The sequence below is a fragment of the Syntrophomonas curvata genome (assembly GCF_052976825.1).
This window is the reverse complement of record NZ_CM129641.1, coordinates 2,882,453-2,899,982: the sequence shown is the minus strand read 5'-3', so window position 1 is coordinate 2,899,982 and position 17,530 is coordinate 2,882,453. Positions and strand designations below refer to the sequence as shown.

Genomic DNA, 17,530 nt, shown 5'->3' with positions numbered 1-17,530 from the left:
GAGGCGTTTTTTATAGATTCTTTTAAGCTGTGGGTATAGAAATAATAGTTTATTTTCTATTGGACTTAACCCATATTCTCATCTTTTCCGCTTCCTGAATTAGCTCATCCCGGAAATCAGGATGTGCTATGTTAATTAAAGCTTCGGCTCTCTGCCAGGTAGTCTTTCCTTTTAACATTGCCTTGCCATATTCGGTTATAACATAATGGTTTACGGTTCTGGGAGCGGTTACGATTCCGCCTGAAGCAAGAGTAGGTTTAATTCTCGACCTCAGTTTGCCGTTCACATCCTTTACGGTGGAGCTAAGGCAAATGAAGCCTTTGCCGCCCTGGGATTTGTAAGCGCCGAAAATGAAGTCAAATTGTCCGCCGGTTCCGGAAATATGACGAATGCCGTAAGATTCTGAGCAGGCCTGGCCATAGAGGTCTACTTCAATGGCGTTGTTAATGGCCATGACCTTATTATTTTGAGCGATTATATAGGGATTGTTGGTATAATCTACCGGATATATGGCACAGGCAGGGTTGTTATCCAAGAATTCATACAGGCGATTGCTGCCCATAGCAAAGGTATAAACCATTTTGCCTTTGTCTATCTGCTTCATTTTCCCGGTTATTCTGCCGGCTTCATACATATCTACAAAGGAATCAACCAGCATTTCGGTATGAACCCCCAGATCTCTCAAGTTTGAATTTGCTATCTTGGCTCCGATAGCGTTGGGCAATGAGCCGATACCAAGTTGAAGGCAGGCGCCATCGGTGATTTCCTCCATAACCAGGTCGGCGATTATGTTATCGGTGGCAGATGCAGGGGCTGCAGGTATTTGAATGTGGGGGGCGTTTTCAGCCTCCACAATATAATCGATGCCCGAGATGTGAATGGATTCTTCACAACCTCCAAGGCATCTGGGTACGGCTGTATTGACTTCTGCTATTACTATCCGCGCAGAATCACATATTGCCGGAGTCATGGAGCAGGAAGTACCGAGATTAAAGTAACCGTGCTTATCCATGGGGGCAACCTTTACCATGGCAACGTCCACCGGGATGTAGTGTTTATAAAGGGTAGGCCCTTCGTGGTAGAGCAAGGGGACATAAAAACATAAACCTTTGTCGTGCAAACTACGGCTGGCGCCGCTAAAATGCCAGTCGTTAAAAATGAAGCTTTCCTGCTCGGGGTCACTCAGAACAACTTGCGGGGTAAAGGGACAGGCGGTAGTCAGTATCTGTACACCCCGCAGCTGTTCCTTGCGCCGGGCCAGCGCTGCATCGAGTACGCGGGACGCCATCATAAATTCGCCGTAGTTAACCGTATCTCCGGATTGAACCGCCTTTGCCGCTTCATCAGCTGATACCAGTTTGCGTTGGTATTCGCCTATATAACCTGCCATTTGCATCAGTTCCTTTCGAAAAACGTTTTTTTGATTCGACATAGACTGTTAGAATGGAGTGAACTGCACCCATCTGGTAAAAACGCATGTAACCCCTTGGGTCGGTTAAACACCAAGGAGTTACATGCCATTGCTGATATTCAAATGCCCTAGGAGATAGCCTCCTGGTTTTGCATCGAATCAGGTATGATGAGGTCAGCCTCAGTACAGGCCAGAACTTCTTCCAGGCTGCTGCCTGGTTGAAGTTCCTGGAGCAATAAACCTTCAGGACAGACCTCAATTACAGCTTTCTCAGTGACGATCAAAGATACAGCATTTTTAGCCGTAAGGGGTAATGTGCATTTTTTTAGTATTTTGGGGGAACCATCCTTAGAACAGTGCTCCATGCTTACGATAACCCGCTTGGCACCGGTAGCCAGATCCATTGCCCCCCCCATACCAGGAAACATCTTACCTGGTATTACCCAGTTAGCGAGGTTACCTTCCTGGTCAACCTGTAACCCGCCAAGGACGGTAACATCTACATGGCCTCCCCGGATTATGGAGAAGGACAAGGCGCTGTCAAAAAACATTCCGCCCGATTTAATAGTAGCAGGATTTGCTCCGGCATCTGTAACGTATTTATCTATCTCAGTTTCATCAGAAGGAGCAGCCCCCATGTTTATCATGCCATTTTCTGATTGCAGGTAAACCTTCAAGCCTTCTGGTATATAGTCTGCTACTCTGGTAGGCAGGCCTATTCCTAAATTAACCACATCGCCATCTTTTAGTTCCTGAGCCACCCGTTTTACAATAAGTTCCTTGGCATTCACGTTTATCCCTCCCGTTTTACTAAATAATCAACCAGGAATCCCGGTGTATGAACTATATTGGGGTCAAAATAATCGTCTATTAACTCATCGACTTCAGCTATAACCGTAGCGGCAGCCATGGCCATTAAAGGATTGAAGTTCTGCGCGGTTCCATGAAATAAAAGATTTCCAGCCTTATCAGCTGCTTTGGCATGCAGCAGAGCAAAGTCAGCCTGTAGGGGTAATTCCAGGAGATATGGCTTACTATTAACTTCAATTATTTGTTTACCTTCTTCAACCACGGTTCCAAGACCGGTAGGGGTTAAGAATCCTCCCAACCCTGCTCCGCCAGCCCGAACTCTTTCCGCCAATGTCCCCTGAGGAATAATGTCAGCCTCAATTTCTTTGGCATTTATCTGTTTACCGGTTTCTGGATTGGTTCCGATATGAGAAGCATATAATTTTTTGACCCGCCTTTGAACAATTAGTTTTCCTACTCCTTTATCAATAAAACCGGTATCGTTGCATATTATGGTAAGGTCACGGATATCCTTGGCAATCAAAGCGTTTATAAGGGTTTCCGGAGTGCCAACTGCCAGAAATCCTCCGAACATAACGGTTGCTCCGTTATCTATATCATTAACTGCTTCCGTAGCGGAAATTATCTTAGGCATTTACATTTTCTCCTCCCTTAGTGTAAATGAAACGTGCAGACTTGACCGGTATAGGTGGTTGCATATTATATTTACACTCACTCCGTTTCACAATCTCTATCTCTACAATGTGCCAATTTTACTTATAAAACTTCTTGCCAAAGAGTTTTTCGCTTACTCCAGTAAGGTCTGCCCATTTTAAGGGTCCGCCTTTACCTGCAGGAAAACCCAGGCCCCAGATGGTTCCAAGGTCAACATCTCCAGGATTACTGATTATTTGAAGGTCTAAAAGCTCTTTCCCCTTTTGTACAAAAGCTTCGAACAGGATTTCCTGAATTTGATTTCTATCAAGTGAATCAGATTGTTTTTCGATTGGTATTAATTCCAATGCTTGAGGATCTACCCTACCGTCTTTAAGAAAGAATCCCTGCCCGGATTTTTTGTGACCCAGGCGGTTGTTCTCAACCATGATTTTGACTGGTTCGGGAGGAGTCAGCCCAACTGAATAAAAAGAATTATAGGGGATATCAATTCCTACTTCTTCAACCAAACGTATAGGCCCCACCGGCATGCCGAATTCCATCATAGCTCCGTCTATATCCTCAATGGGAACACCCTTTTGCAGCAGTTGAAATGCAATTTGAAAGTAGGGCAACAGTAGAGCGTTGACCACAAAGCCGGGACTGTCATTACATACCAGCGGACGTTTTTTAATAGCAGCGGCAAAAGCTATTAAGCTGTAAATAGTGTCCTGACTAGTATTTTTCCCCTTGATAATTTCTAGTAGTTCCATTTTGGGAACCGGGGAAAAGAAGTGAGCACCAATAAACCTTTCCGGCCGAGAAACACCTTGAGACAGCTTGGCAATAGGAATAGTCGATGTATTGCTGGCAATAATACAATCTTCAGATACGATAGCACTAATATTACTAAATATGTCCTGTTTAAGTTCATAGTTTTCGAAAACGGCCTCAATGATTAAGTCCATATCCTTAAAATCGTCGCTATATTCAGTAGTGGCGGTAACCAAATTCATCATGTCGTCCACCGGAAGTTTCATAGCTTCCAGACTGCGTTTCAGGAAGAGCATGCCTTTTTCGAGACCCTCTTGGCTATCCTTTACCACTACGGGTATCTGCATATTGCGAAGCACCTCTATGGCAATTCCGATTCCCATGGTTCCAAAACCAATAATCCCGACTTTATTTATTTTTTTAAGGCTAATTCCGGTTGGAATCATACTGAGGGGATTATCGGTACGATTTTTCAATAAAACTGTATTATTCATGGCTTCTGCTTTGATGTCACTCATTTCAGTTTCCTCCTATACTATACGTTAATAGAACAAATAATCGGGACGGGTTAAATTAGGTAATTGGCCAAGGATAGAGGCAAGGAGAGCCGAGGCCGACAGGCCTCGGCAACAGATAAAAAGAATGTCGGGGGAAAAGGGAAATAAAACCTACTAAACATAACCAGTGTCGGATTAATGTTACGTTAACATAGCTCTGACTTCAGATTTAACTACTTTGCCCACCGGGTTCCGGGGCAGCATATCAAGGGTAAGGAGTATTTCCGGGCGTTTAAAAATAGCCATGTTCTTTTGCTCCAGGAAGAGGTTAATTTCTTCAAGGGTTACGGTCTCGCCTGGTTTTGTAACTACGGCGACACATACCTTTTCTCCTAGTCTATCATCTGGATAACCCACAGCGGCAACCTCAGCTACTTTTGGATGCTCCAGAACGGCATTTTCGACTTCTTCCGGAGATATGTTCCAGCCACCGCGGATGATTAAATCTTTTGACCTACCGGAAAACATATATTTATTCCAATTCCCGTCATCACCTTCGATGGAAAATAAATCGCCCGTATTAAAGTAGCCTTCACTATCAAAAGCAGACTCAGTCAGGTCTGGGCGTTTATAATAACCGCAAAAGACGTTGGGCCCTTTTATACACATTTCTCCGGGGATACCTTTTTCGGTTATTTCTTCCTTGGTGTTGGGGTCAACTATTTTAGTCTGCTGCATAAGGCTAATGGGTTTTTGCCAGGTGTAATTGGGCATGCCATATCTTAGCGGGTTTCCGGTACGAGGGAAGTATAAAGCTCTCTCTTCGGGATTGTAAAAATTACTTACAAAAGCTATGCCTTCAGTAGAGCCGAATACATTATAAACGAATATTCCGTATTTTTCCTGGAATCCTTTGACCATCCAGGGAGAAAGCGGAGCCGAACCTGAACCGATTGATTTCAGGTTTGATATGTCGTAGCTTTGCAGAATGGCTTCATTCTGCAGCAAAGAGTTAAGGACGGCTGGCGGAATAAGGGTATAGTTGATTTTTTCATCCTGAAGTTGCCCCAGCATGACCTTCAGGTCGAAGGGATGATGAACCACAAATGCTCCGCCACCGCTCAACAACCAGGGGAGCCACATGCCTCCAATGGACGACATATTGATTAAGGGAAACGGATTCAGTATATTATAACCCTCTTTTACTTCACAGAGCTGATGGCATGCAGAGCCGATACCTATCCATTCATTGGTACTGCGGGGAACCGCTTTAGGGTCAGCTTCGGTTCCGGATGTCCAACAGATGGTAAATACATCATCCGATGTTACATCTACCTGGGTCAGGTAATTATTTAGGGTATCAAGGGCAGAACTATTGTTAAGCATGTCCGACAGGCTGAGGACATTTTCCGGCAGATCATTGCCCAGGCCTATAATGACCTTCAGGCATGGGTAATCAGGGATAATTTCATTTATCATGTTGAGATAATTGAATTTATTGAAGTCTTTAGCTCCGATATAAGCCTTAGGTTCAGCTATACGAATATACTTATTTAACTCATGGTGGCGATACTGAACCGCGATAGGACTTACTATTGCGCCTATTCTGCTGCAGGCCAGGTAAACGCAAACCATTTCGGTTACATTTGGCAACTGAACCATTACTATGTCATCTTTTTCAATTCCAGCTGTGATCAACTGGCTTGCTAAATTATCAATCGTTTGGAAAAGTTCTCCATAGGTAAATCTCAAAGGTTCAAGACCGACTAATTGAGGCTTGTTAGGTGCATCAACCAAAGCAGGTGCATCCCAGTACATTTTGGCGTTATTTGCAAACAGGGTGTAAATCGTTTCTTTACCCCACCAACCATTGCTTTTAAACCATTCAATTCTTTCCTGGGGATATAATATCATCAATAATGCCTCCCAACTTTAAAGTATGAATTAGTCATAGCTTGCAACAATTCTAGAAAGAATATATAATATATAAGTTAAGCAAAATGGGGCGTATCATGGCATTTCTGATTACATTTTGGGTAGAAAACGTTAGTCAGATCCTGGTACGCCTCAGCCTTTTTGGAAAGTAGCATGGTTATCCTTTCTGCAGCGATGCCTGCGCTGTTTTGCAGCAATTAAGCCAGGCGGTGGTAAGGAGGCAGTATCTCCTCGGCGTAGTTGCTTTCCACCATTTTGTCCACACACGCTACAGCCGAGTGTATAGCTGCATCCATACCGCTTCCCAGGACAGTTTCCCCATAACAATCCCCTGCAAAGAAGAGACCATGTACCCAGGGTGACTTATTCTCGGGCCGTAGTTCGCCAATCGGCGGCCAATCGCCAAACCCTTTTGAAGAGGCGGTAAATATTGCCCATTCCAAGTCCTCATCCCAGGTGGGGAATACACGTTTGACATGGTTTAATGCTCCATCGATTACGCTGTTGACCTTTTCTTCATTCAGTATCTCGGGTTCAGTCAAAGCGATGGAAAAAGCAAAAGTGCTCTTGCCTTCGGGCGCCAAGCTGGGGCTGAAGGCTGAGGGAATAATAGAAATGTCATCTACATCACCAATAAATCCTGCGGTTGACTTGATATAGGAAGGGATCAAGATCCAGGACTTGGGATTTAAACCGGCCAGCTCCAGCATATTGCTTTTCATGCCGACATAGCCGGTAACCATTCCTGGGCTCCAGAAATCTTTCTTAATATGATTAACGAAGCTTTCGGGAAAATTAGATTCGGAAATAATGTTGAACATACTTTTAGGAAGGGCGGTACATACTATCTGGCCGGCTTCGTATATCTTCTCGTTGTTTCCCTCGGACACTTTAACCCCGACTGCCTTTTTATCGGATATAATCACCTCTTTGACCGGGGTATTTATCAGTATTTCGCCGCCATTCTGCTTAATCATTTCCGCAAGCAGTTCACCTAAGCGAATAAAACCAGGTTTAGGTACAACCCCGGTAGAGCCTGATATCAGGTTCATACCAATCTTGCTGGCATTGGTCATGAATTGAATAAAATCCCCTGCCGGAGTCATGTCGGGTTCGCCCATCACCATGTGTATGGCTGAAATAGCAGCAATGAACTCATATACCTTCTGGTCTTGAGTTCTTTCTCTCATCCAGTCGCCCAGGGAAATCTTGGACCATTCCTTGAGTTGCCCGGGTGTTGCCAGCGCCATTTCTTTAAGCAGTTTTTTGGCCTCCCGGCCTGATTCTTCCGACATCCATTCGAATCTGCCGCCTTTAGTCAACTTAAACAGACCTTCTTGTCCCGGGTCGATTATAGCGAACCCTTCGTTTCCGGGAAGATCTACGTCTATGCCCAGATAGTTGAAAAGACATGCCACCTTGCCTTTATCGCCCCAGAAGGTTGCATGTCCGCCGGCTTCAAAGGACCAACCCTCGAACAGCCCTTCCTTGAATATGGTTGCCAAATCGGGTTCAGAGCGGAAAACTCTGGTATAAACCGAAGCCAAAGCTCTTTTGAAGTCTTGCAGGCCGATTTTTTGATCGTGAAGGAGTACACCTTCCTGGGCGCCTGTAAATGACAACAACCTGCCGCCAACATAGTTTTCTCTTTCAACAACCAGAACCTTTTTGTTTTCCTTCTTTGTCATAAGCGCTGCTACACTAAGTCCTGCCAGCCCGGCGCCGATAACTACAACGTCGTACTTGCTCACGTCAACAATTGCTCCTTTCTATTAAATACTGGATTGCTAAACCTTCCCAATGACCTCCTTTCCCAAATTTTCTTCTAGAGGATTGATTAAATCTTAATTAATATTATGCGGGATTTTAAATGTAAAAGATTGCCATAAAGTCAATAAGCGCCAGAAATTCGGCTTATTAATAACCGATAGGTATTTATAACGAGTAAAGGACGGAAGATTATCACTATAATAAGTAAAACAAAAATAAATAAACTAAATAATTTAAATCTAATTATACCAACTAAAATGAGGATACTATAAAAACATTCGTTATGTCAACAGTAAATATATTGACCTAAAATCCCTGTATAATGGGAATTGAACGCAAAATAAACATTTAGTCATTAGAGCTTGACGAAAATAAATGCAGGCGATTTTATTTAGAAAAGGCCGAATCATAATAAAATTAAAACGGTTATCTTAATTAGACTATGACTACCGTGGCTTGCAAAGGAGGCAAATATTTAGACTATCCAGACTAGGTGTCAAAATCTGCAGATTAAAAGGTTCCATAGTAAACCTGAAAACTAAAGCAGCAGGTCTTATCTGAGCCCGGGTCTCACCAAAACGGTTTGTAAGTCCAAAATATGAAAACAGGAGGTGTCTGATTATGAATAAACTCAAAGGTAAAACTGCAATTGTAGGAATAGGAGAAGTACCAACCGGAAAATATCCCGAAAGACAGGCCATCGACAATGCAATAATACCAGCGCGGCAAGCGATACTTGATGCCGGTATTGATAAGGATGAGATTGACTATGTAATGCCAACCGGTTCTTTGTGGAATTCGGCATTTAATACTGAGATTACTACCGCCCGCATTGTTGAAGAGCTTGGTCTGAAGGGTGTGCACAGCAATGTTAATGTATTTGCCGGGGGAGCCAGTAGTTCAAATATGCTGAAAATTGCGGCTTCTTTAGTCAATTCTGGCAAGGCCAAGTACGTATTGTGTGTTCATGCAGACAAACTTGCCAGCGGAATAACTTCACAGGCAGGAATTGACTTATTTTCAACCGCTGGTATGTCGCTTGAATGGGAGGCTATCTACGGTCAGCATTATTCCTCGGTTGCCGGGCTGGTTACTCAGAGATTTATGTATGAAACCGGAACCACTCAAGAACAGATTGCTGCTGTTTGTGTATCCAATCGTAAATGGGCTGAACTGAATCCCCACGCCATGCACCGTAAACCATTAACGGTAGAAGATGTGCTCTCATCCAAAATGCTTTCAGATCCGCTTCATGCCAAGATGTCCAATATGCTTGCCGACGGAGGTGCCGCTTTTATCGTGACCTCAGCGGAAAAAGCCAAAAATCTGAATAATAAACCGGTATATCTGCTGGGTGATAGTGGCCGGGTGACCTCGTTTGCCCTGGGCCAACAGCCGGACATCACCAGGTTTGGTTATGCCGAAGCAGCCAGGGATGCATTTGCAGAAGCCGGGCTTGCTCCGAGTGATATTGATATAGCTGAAATCTACGATTCTTATCCTATATTCCAGCTGATTGCACTGGAAGGTCTGGGTTTTTGTAAAAGAGGCGAGGCAGGCGCATTTGTTGCGGAAGGAAATACCATGCCGGGTGGCAGGCTCCCGATGACTACCAATGGTGGTATGTTGTCCCAAGGGCATACCGGTGCTGGTGGTGGAGTAGCCGTACTGGTTGAGGCTGCTCGTCAGCTCATGGGCAAAGCCGGTGAAAGACAGGTGGCAGGTGCAAAGTTTGCTGTGGAAACTGCTACCGGGGGTTGCTACATGGATGCTCAAGTATCAATACTTGGGACGGAAATAGCTTAAAGGGGGATAAACCAAATGAATGAAAAAGCTAAACCAGTTCCCGTAGTAAATGCATGGTCAAAGCCGTACTGGGAAGCGGCTAATGAAAATAAATTCGTTATTCAGAAGTGTAAATCATGCGGAAAATATAACTTTATACCCAGAATGGTGTGTCCCCATTGTTTTTGCGACGAACTGGAGTGGGTAGAAGCTTCGGGAAAAGGTACGGTGTACAGCTATACAACCGTACTGAATAATGCACCATCAGCTTTTGCTGCTGATGTACCCTATGTTGTAGCTATTATCCGTCTGGCAGAAGGGCCCCAGATGGTCAGCAATATTGTAGGCATTGAACCAGAAAAAATCAAATGCGATATGGAAGTGGAAGTCACTTTTGAACGATTAAATGACCAGTTTAATCTTCCCAAGTGGAGGCCGGAGGTCTAGTCTAATATCGCTTTATTGTGCCTGGCATTGCCTGAGATTATAAAGGGAGATGAATGTATGGCAGATTTAAAAGAGGTAGTAATTGTTGCCGCTTGTCGAACCGCTATAGGCGAGTTCTTAGGCTCCTTAAAAGATGTCCCCGCAGCAGATATGGCAGCAACGGTAATGGCGGAAGCGGTCAAACGTGCTGGTATTGATGCTGATATTATTGATGACGTTATTTTTGGCTGTACCTGTCCCGATACCAGTGAAGTAAACGTTGCCAGAGTAGCGGCCCTTAAAGCAGGTTTTTCCCATAAGGTTCCGGGTGTAACCATTCACCGTGTTTGTACATCAGCGATGGAAGCAATTGATATAGGTGCGGCTCACATAAGATTGGGCAACTATGATGTAGTGTTGGCTGGTGGAGTAGAAAACATGACCAGGGTTCCATTTGTTTCCAAAACACATCGTCTGGGATGCAAGATGAAGGATGACAAATTGGTTGATGCTTTATGGGAGGGAATGAAGGGTGGAAGTCCCATGATAATGGGGCTGACGGCTGAAAACCTGGCCGAAAAATATGGTATCACACGCCAAGAACAGGATGAGTACGCGCTCCGCAGTAACAAGCTTGCTCAGGATGCAATAGAATCGGGAAGATTTGAAGAGGAAATAGTTCCTGTGAATATTCCCCAAAGGGGTAAAAAGTTTGTTGAGTTCAAGGTAGATGAAAGACCGAGGTTTAATCTGACCATGGAAGCTCTAGGTAAACTCCCCCCTTCTTTTAAAGAAAATGGAACTGTTACCGCAGGGAATGCATCTGGGTTGAATGACGGTGCTTCCGCAATCCTGCTGATGTCTGCTGATAAGGCAAAAGAATTGGGAGTAAAGGCACTGGCTCGTGTTGTAGATGGAACCGTAGTTGCAGTTGAACCAGAGATTATGGGCTACGGACCGGTGCCTGCTACCCAAAAATTATTAAAGAAGACAGGTTTAAAACTAAGTGATATTGGTCTGATTGAATGCAATGAAGCCTTTGCGGTACAGTATTTAACTTGTGAACGCCTGCTGGGATTTAATCGGGATATCACCAATGTCAACGGAGGCGCAGTGGCTCTGGGTCATCCGGTTGGATGTACCGGAAGCAGAATAGTAGTAACGCTTCTTTATGAAATGAGAAGGAGAGGGGTTTCACTGGGATTGGCCACTCTATGCGGTGGGAATGGCCCGGCTCGTTCTCTGATTATAGAAGCGCTTTAAAGTTAATTGATGGTTATTTAAGGAGTGTTTTTAATATGAGAGACACTGAGAGATTTCGGAACGCTCATGGGGAGTACTGGGAAGATTATGAATTGGGGTTCAGGTTTAAAACTACTTCCATTACCGTAACTGAAACCCATATCGTTAATTGGGCTTGTCTGACCATGGATCACTATCAGCTGCATATGGATGCTGAATACTGCAAGGGCACGGTATTTGGTGAAAGGGTAGCCCATGGGCCGCTGATTTTTGCAATGGCCGTGGGTATGGTAGCAATGACTGGAGTCGGAGGGGATGCTGTAAGTGCTTGGATGGGTGTAGACAACATGCGTATGCTGGCGCCGGTCAGAATGGGTGACACCATTACTACGGTAGTAGAAATAATTGATGTCAAGGAAACCAGTAAACCGGCTCAGGGCATCCAAAGATGGCAGTATACGGTTAAAAATCAACATGATAAACCGGTTATGAGGTTTGAGATGGTATTTATGATGCCTCGTAAACCAGCTTCCTAATATTTTGTAATTATTTAAGCAAGGAGGGTACACTATGGCATTAAGAACACCACAGGAATATATTGATAGTCTTAAAGATGATCGTGAAATCTGGGTAGATGGAGAAAGAATTGATGACGTAACTACCCATCCCCGTTTCAAGAATGCAATGGAGCATATGGCACTTGCGTACGAAATGGCGCTGAACCCGGAATGGTCGAAATACTATGTAACTACCTGCCCGGAGACAGGAGAAACTATTACCGGTTGCTACCGGTTGCCGCAGAATACCGAAGATTTGAAGGCGCGGCGGGAAACGATTTACCAGGCTTCCCGTTATGGCGGAGGCTATATTCCCTTTGGCTCTTGTAAAGAAATTGGCACCGATGCCATTTTTGCATTACGCATGCTTACCCCGGATATTGACAAAAAGTACGGTACCAACTATGCCCAGAGGATAAAAGAGTATCATCATTACTGCCAGCAAAACGATTTGGCCCTGGCAGGTGCAGTTACTGACCCCAAGGGTGACAGAGCGTTGCGCCCGCATCAACAGCCCCATCAGGAAACCTACTTGAAAATAGTAGAGCGCCGCGAGGACGGAATAGTGGTTAAAGGGGCAAAGTGCCATATCACTTCAGCTCCGACTGTAAATGAACTGCTGGTTCTGCCCACCCGGGCAATGGGCAAGGGTGATGAAGACTATGCTGTGGCCTTTGGTATTCCGGCCAATACCCCGGGGGTTAAGATGATTGCTAATCCGGATTATACTCCGCACGATGAGTTTGAGTTCCCCCTAAGTGTAAAACATCCTATTATTCACGCCATGGTTATATTTGACAACGTTTTTGTACCAAATGAGCGGATATTCCTCTGTGGCGAAGCCGAATTTGCTGGATTGCTGGCCGTAACCTTTGCCTCCTGGCATCGGTTTACCGGACTATGCTATAAGGGCCCCGTAGCAGAACTGATGCTGGGTTCTGCAACCTTGATTGCCGACTATAATGGAGTTCCTAATGCTTCACATATCAAAGATAAATTAAGAGAAATAGTAATGTATATAGAAAGTATTAGAACCTATAGTACGATGGCAGCCTATGAGTGCCGAGTTTACAATGGCATTGCTATGCCGGGCGAGCTGCAATGCAATATTGGCAAATATCTCTTTGCCAGCCAGTTCCATCAGATGCTTAGAAATGTCCAGGAGATAGCCGGGGGAATAGCTGCAACATGCCCCAGTGCCAATGATTATCGGGTTCCCGAGTTAAAGGAATACTGTGATTACTACCTGGTCGGTCGGGAAGGCGTAAGCACCGAGAAGCGTATTCGGATGCTCAAATTAATCAGGGATTTGACTGCTTCTGGCGAGCTGGGCATCCATATGTTCGGTACGGTTCACGGTGAAGGAACGCTGGAGGCCCAGAGGATGATGATGCTCAGAGGTTTTGACTTGGAGCCTTCAATCGAACTGGCCAAAAAAGTTGCCGGGATCGACGACTAGTTCCATTGTTATGGTAAATGGGTCATTTTAAAAGGGAGTAAGGAACGATGGAAACAAGAAAAACAGCAATTATTACTGGTGCATCAAGAGGTATAGGTAAGGCTATTGCTTACCGCCTGGCTGCTGACGGGGTAAACGTGATTATTAATTATTATCCGTCACTGCAAGAAGAGGCGGATGAGGTAGTAAAATCCATCCGCAGTGCTAATGGAGAGGCAACCGCTATCGCGGCAGATATTACCAGTTATGAGCAGGTTGAAAACATGGTCAAAAAGACCGTCGATATATATGGCTCGGTTGATATCCTGGTAAACAACGCCGGTATCTTAAGAAGCGGTCTGGTTCACAAACTTAGCATTGAAGACTGGCATCTGGTCATCAACACTTGCCTTACCGGTGCATTCTATTGTATCAAAGCGGTTGTACCAGTAATGCGGGAAAAACAGTATGGCAGGATTATTAATATATCTTCTGGAGCTGGGTTACATGGCTTTAAAGGGGATTCGGCCTATTCCGCAGCCAAAGCTGGAATTATAGGGTTTAGCAAGACCCTGGCCAAGGAGTTGTCGGACAAGGGTATATTAACCAATGTGGTGGTACCTGGGCTGATAATGACGGAAATGACCGCTGAACTCCCGGAAAAAAACAAGGAATTGATGAAAAATATGATTCCGGCGGGGGAACTGGGAGAACCGGAAGCGGTAGCCAATGCGGTTTCGTTCCTGGCCCTTCAAAACCAATATATTACCGGTGATGTGCTCTGTGTTGACGGTGGTTTAAATATCTAAAGTACTACAGTAAATAGAAATGAAGGTGACATAGTGTTTGAATTTACTGAAGAACAAAAAATGTTACGCAATTCAATCAGAAAAATGGTGGAAAAGGAGTTTAATGCGGAGTGGGCTCGCAAGGTTGACGAGGAAGATCGTTTTCCCCGTGAAGTGTTGCCCAAGCTGGCTCAACTCGATGTGTTAGGACTTACTTTTGGTGAAGAATACGGAGGAATGGGCCGGGATATAGTTGCAGCAACTATTGTATTGGAAGAACTGGCCCGCCGTTCTATAGCTTTGGCCTGGGTTTATGTTGCCGCTGCCTTTTTCGGGGGAGAGAACCTGGGGCAATTGGCTACTGAAGAGCAGAGACAGAGATATTTGCCTCGGGTGGCCAGTGGGGAAATCTGTTTTGCCTATGGCCTGACCGAACCGGATGCAGGATCTGATACTGCATCAGTTAAAACCTTTGCCCGCCGCGAAGGAGACAAGTTTATTATAAACGGAACCAAAACATTTATCAGCGGTGGTACTGCGGCTGACTATATGATTACCCTGGTTCGTACCAACAAGGATGTGCCCAAGCACAAAGGTTTAAGCTTTTTTGTTATTCCTCTGAATGCCCCAGGGGTAAGTGCGAAGCCTATCCCCAAAATAGGAGTTCATGGTTCGGACACTTGTGAAGTGGTTCTGGAAGATGTGGAAGTTGGCATTTCGGAACTGCTGGGTGGAGAACAGAACATCAATAACGGCTGGAAACAGTTGTTGAGTCTGCTGGATGTTGAGCATATTCATATCGCAGCCGAATGTGTGGGATTGGCTCAGGGGGCTTACGAAGCAACAGCTCGCTATATATCGGAACGCAAGCAGTTTGATATGCCTATTGCCAACTTCCAGGTTATTCAGCATGGGATGGCTGATAACTACACACAACTTACTGCAGCCCGCCTTTTGACTTACTATGCTGCAGATCTTGCCAATCGCAATGAAGATTGCTGGAAAGAATCAGCCATGGCAAAATTATTTACTTCCGAGGTAGCGAAAAAAATAGCCCTTGACGGAGTTCAATATCACGGTGGTTATGGCTATGCATCAGAATATGATATTCAAAGATATATGCGAGATTCGATAGTTATGACTATTGGTGGCGGTACCTCCCAAGCGCAGAGAAATATAATCTGGGGAGCCCTGGCCAAGGAAATTTAGCCTGCACAATTAATGTTAGATTTGTTTTTAGCCTAAGGTATTTCAGTGTTACGGGGCTCTTAGGTAACAACTGAAATACCGGCTAAAAACAGTATTATAAAAATTCAAAAAAGGGGAGTGATCAACAAATGAAAGGGAAGGTTATTTTAACTGCGGCGGTTACCGGTGGAATTAACTTGCCATGCCAATCTCCATATCTCCCGATTACACCGGAACAGATTATAAATGATGCAGTTTCTGCCTATGAGGCAGGTGCGGCGATAGCCCACATCCATGTACGCAACCCGGAAAACGGTAAACCTTCCAGCGACCTGGGCTTGTTTCGGGAAGTAGCTGCGGGAATTAAAAACAGGTGTGATATTATTGTAGAATTTACTACCGGCGGAGCCCATGGAATGAGTCTCGCCGAACGTATTGCGGTAGTACCGGAATTTAAACCGGAAATGGCCTCGCTGAATGCTGGTTCCTTTAATTTTGCCATATTCCCCATGGCCCAACGTATCACAGAATTCAAGTATGATTGGGAAAAACCTCACGTTGAGGCTACCGATGACTTTATTTTCCCCAATACTTTCAAATCCATGATGTATTACCTGGATACCATGAATGCCAATAATACCAAGCCCGAGATGGAAATATATGACGTAGGTATGATAAACAATGTAGCTTACCTGATGCGCCAGGGATATGTTAAAGCCCCTGTCCACCTGCAATTTGTAATGGGAATTCTGGGCGGCATTCCCGCCACCATTCACAATCTGATTTATTTGGTGGACACCTGCAAAACACTGCTGGGTAAGGAAGGTGAAAGCTTTACCTGGTCAGCTTTTGCGGCCGGCAAGGATCAGCTCACAATTTGTACGCAAGCGCTGCTCATGGGAGGACATGCGCGTTTAGGTCTGGAGGATAGCCTTTTCCTGAGCAGAGGTCAATTAGCTAAATCCAGTGGGGAACAGGTGGACAAGATAGCGAATATCGCTTACGAGTTAGGAATAGTACCTGCTACACCGTCTGAAGTTCGCCGATATTTTGGCCTTAAAGGTATGGAACAGGTCAACTTCTAATTGGGTTGAACTATCTGTTCGTTGTTAAGGAGAGATTTATATGGATAAAACCATAATGGCCAACAGCGCCATAGTGTTGCAGGGTACTGATGGCACCTTGTTTGACATCGGGGATGGTGTTGCCTGTCTCCAATTACACAGCCCGGCAAATGCTATTTCCGAAGCAGTACGGGATATTATGGAAAACACCATCGAGGAAGTTGAAAAAAACTTTAAAGGACTTGTCTTAAGCAGTAAAGGCCCAAATTTCTGCGTTGGAGGTAATCTGAACTACATGCTGCAACTAGCCGAGGCTGGTGATTGGGCGGCGGCTCAGGGAGAGAGTAAAAAGCTCCATGATACCTTTATGCGGATGAAATATTGCAGCAGACCTGTTATTGCAGCACCATTTGGGAACACCCTGGGTGGTGGGGTGGAAATGTGTTTGCACTGTTCGGGTATACAGGCAGTGGAGAATATTAAAATGGGTCTGGTGGAATTTAGGGTCGGGTTGATTCCTGGTGCGGGCGGGCTAAAGGAAATGATCGTTCGTACTATTGGCAATGGATCAGATAGTGCCGCAAGGCCGGGGTTGGAACAAGTAATTGTTAATCTGGTTCAGGCCAGGATTTTTAGTAATGCCAAAGATGCGGCTCGCAATGGCTATATAGGTAGTAATGATGGAATTAGTCTTGAACCGGAAAATCAGTTGGATGATGCCAAGACTCGTGTCCTGGAAATGTATGCTTCTGGATATAAAAAACCGGAAAAGGCAACTGTAAAAGCCATTGGTGAAAAAGGCATGGCTGGCATTATCAGCAAGTGGGAAAAGCTGTGGGCTGATGGCAGCATAAGTGATTATGATCTTTTTATAGTACGGCAACTGATTTTTATCATGCAGGGTGGATCACTTGAAGCTGGCAGTGTTTTGGATGAGGAGTACCTGTTAAGTTTGGAAAGAGAAATATTCGTAAGCTTGCTCGGCCAGGCTAAAACCCAGGCTCGGATGGCCCACATACTTAAGACGGGTAAAGCCTTGCGTAACTAGAACAAGGCAGGCTTAGTTTTGCCTTTGTCCAGGCAGCCAATGCTTAATCATTTTAGATCGGGTTAGAAAAATATAGATAGGGCAGATGGGCCAGTTGCTTGTGATTGCATAACTTCTGTTTAGGAGGTTGGCATGGTATTGTGATTGGCCCAGCCTAATATAAA

The 17,530-nt window shown here is 44.8% G+C and carries 15 protein-coding genes; 9 read left to right on the top strand and 6 right to left on the bottom strand.

The genetic code is table 11. From position 1 onward, the window contains the following. Positions 1-49: 49 nt before the first annotated feature. The 6 genes from ACU70B_RS13340 to ACU70B_RS13315 all read right to left on the bottom strand — a co-directional run bounded on the left by ACU70B_RS13340 (position 50) and on the right by ACU70B_RS13315 (position 7,811). Complete coding sequence (locus tag ACU70B_RS13340) at positions 50-1,390, bottom strand: acetyl-CoA hydrolase/transferase family protein (protein ID WP_447184011.1); 1,341 nt, start codon at positions 1,388-1,390, stop codon at positions 50-52. 149 nt (positions 1,391-1,539) lie between these two features. Further along, positions 1,540-2,202, bottom strand: a complete 663-nt coding sequence (locus tag ACU70B_RS13335) for a 3-oxoacid CoA-transferase subunit B (RefSeq protein WP_447184010.1) — start codon at positions 2,200-2,202, stop codon at positions 1,540-1,542. Positions 2,203-2,204: 2 nt separating this feature from the next. Then, positions 2,205-2,855, bottom strand: a complete 651-nt coding sequence (locus ACU70B_RS13330; protein ID WP_447184009.1) for a CoA transferase subunit A — start codon at positions 2,853-2,855, stop codon at positions 2,205-2,207. Positions 2,856-2,973: 118 nt separating this feature from the next. Continuing rightward, a complete protein-coding gene (locus ACU70B_RS13325) occupies positions 2,974-4,146 on the bottom strand; it encodes a 3-hydroxyacyl-CoA dehydrogenase family protein (RefSeq protein WP_447184008.1) in 1,173 nt (390 codons plus the stop codon). Positions 4,147-4,326: 180 nt separating this feature from the next. Further along, the gene (locus tag ACU70B_RS13320; protein ID WP_447184007.1) at positions 4,327-6,039 is read right to left on the bottom strand and encodes a class I adenylate-forming enzyme family protein; all 1,713 of its coding nucleotides are present in this window, start codon (positions 6,037-6,039) and stop codon (positions 4,327-4,329) included. Between the two features lie 218 nt (positions 6,040-6,257). Next, the gene (locus ACU70B_RS13315; protein WP_447184006.1) at positions 6,258-7,811 is read right to left on the bottom strand and encodes a phytoene desaturase family protein; all 1,554 of its coding nucleotides are present in this window, start codon (positions 7,809-7,811) and stop codon (positions 6,258-6,260) included. Between the two features lie 640 nt (positions 7,812-8,451). Between ACU70B_RS13315 and ACU70B_RS13310 the strand changes: the two genes are divergently transcribed. The 9 genes from ACU70B_RS13310 (at position 8,452) to ACU70B_RS13270 (ending at position 17,366) form a co-directional block, all read left to right on the top strand. Further along, the gene (locus ACU70B_RS13310) at positions 8,452-9,636 is read left to right on the top strand and encodes a thiolase family protein (RefSeq protein ID WP_447184005.1); all 1,185 of its coding nucleotides are present in this window, start codon (positions 8,452-8,454) and stop codon (positions 9,634-9,636) included. 15 nt (positions 9,637-9,651) lie between these two features. Next, on the top strand, positions 9,652-10,062 hold the full coding sequence (locus ACU70B_RS13305; RefSeq protein WP_447184004.1) for a Zn-ribbon domain-containing OB-fold protein: 411 nt from the start codon (positions 9,652-9,654) through the stop codon (positions 10,060-10,062). A gap of 57 nt (positions 10,063-10,119) precedes the next feature. Next, positions 10,120-11,304 (top strand): thiolase family protein, encoded by a 1,185-nt coding sequence (locus tag ACU70B_RS13300; RefSeq protein WP_447184003.1) that lies wholly within the window; start codon positions 10,120-10,122, stop codon positions 11,302-11,304. Between the two features lie 35 nt (positions 11,305-11,339). Further along, positions 11,340-11,819, top strand: coding sequence for a MaoC family dehydratase (locus tag ACU70B_RS13295; RefSeq protein ID WP_447184002.1), 480 nt, complete (start codon positions 11,340-11,342; stop codon positions 11,817-11,819). 34 nt (positions 11,820-11,853) lie between these two features. After that, on the top strand, positions 11,854-13,299 hold the full coding sequence (locus ACU70B_RS13290; RefSeq protein ID WP_447184001.1) for a 4-hydroxyphenylacetate 3-hydroxylase family protein: 1,446 nt from the start codon (positions 11,854-11,856) through the stop codon (positions 13,297-13,299). 47 nt (positions 13,300-13,346) lie between these two features. Beyond that, positions 13,347-14,087: a 3-oxoacyl-ACP reductase family protein gene (locus ACU70B_RS13285; RefSeq protein WP_447184000.1), complete on the top strand. Its 741-nt coding sequence runs from the start codon at positions 13,347-13,349 to the stop codon at positions 14,085-14,087. Positions 14,088-14,120: 33 nt separating this feature from the next. Next, complete coding sequence (locus ACU70B_RS13280; RefSeq protein ID WP_447183999.1) at positions 14,121-15,275, top strand: acyl-CoA dehydrogenase family protein; 1,155 nt, start codon at positions 14,121-14,123, stop codon at positions 15,273-15,275. Between the two features lie 128 nt (positions 15,276-15,403). Next, complete coding sequence (locus ACU70B_RS13275; RefSeq protein WP_447183998.1) at positions 15,404-16,339, top strand: beta-keto acid cleavage family enzyme; 936 nt, start codon at positions 15,404-15,406, stop codon at positions 16,337-16,339. 40 nt (positions 16,340-16,379) lie between these two features. Continuing rightward, complete coding sequence (locus ACU70B_RS13270) at positions 16,380-17,366, top strand: enoyl-CoA hydratase/isomerase family protein (protein ID WP_447183997.1); 987 nt, start codon at positions 16,380-16,382, stop codon at positions 17,364-17,366. The last annotated feature ends 164 nt before the right edge of the window (positions 17,367-17,530 follow it).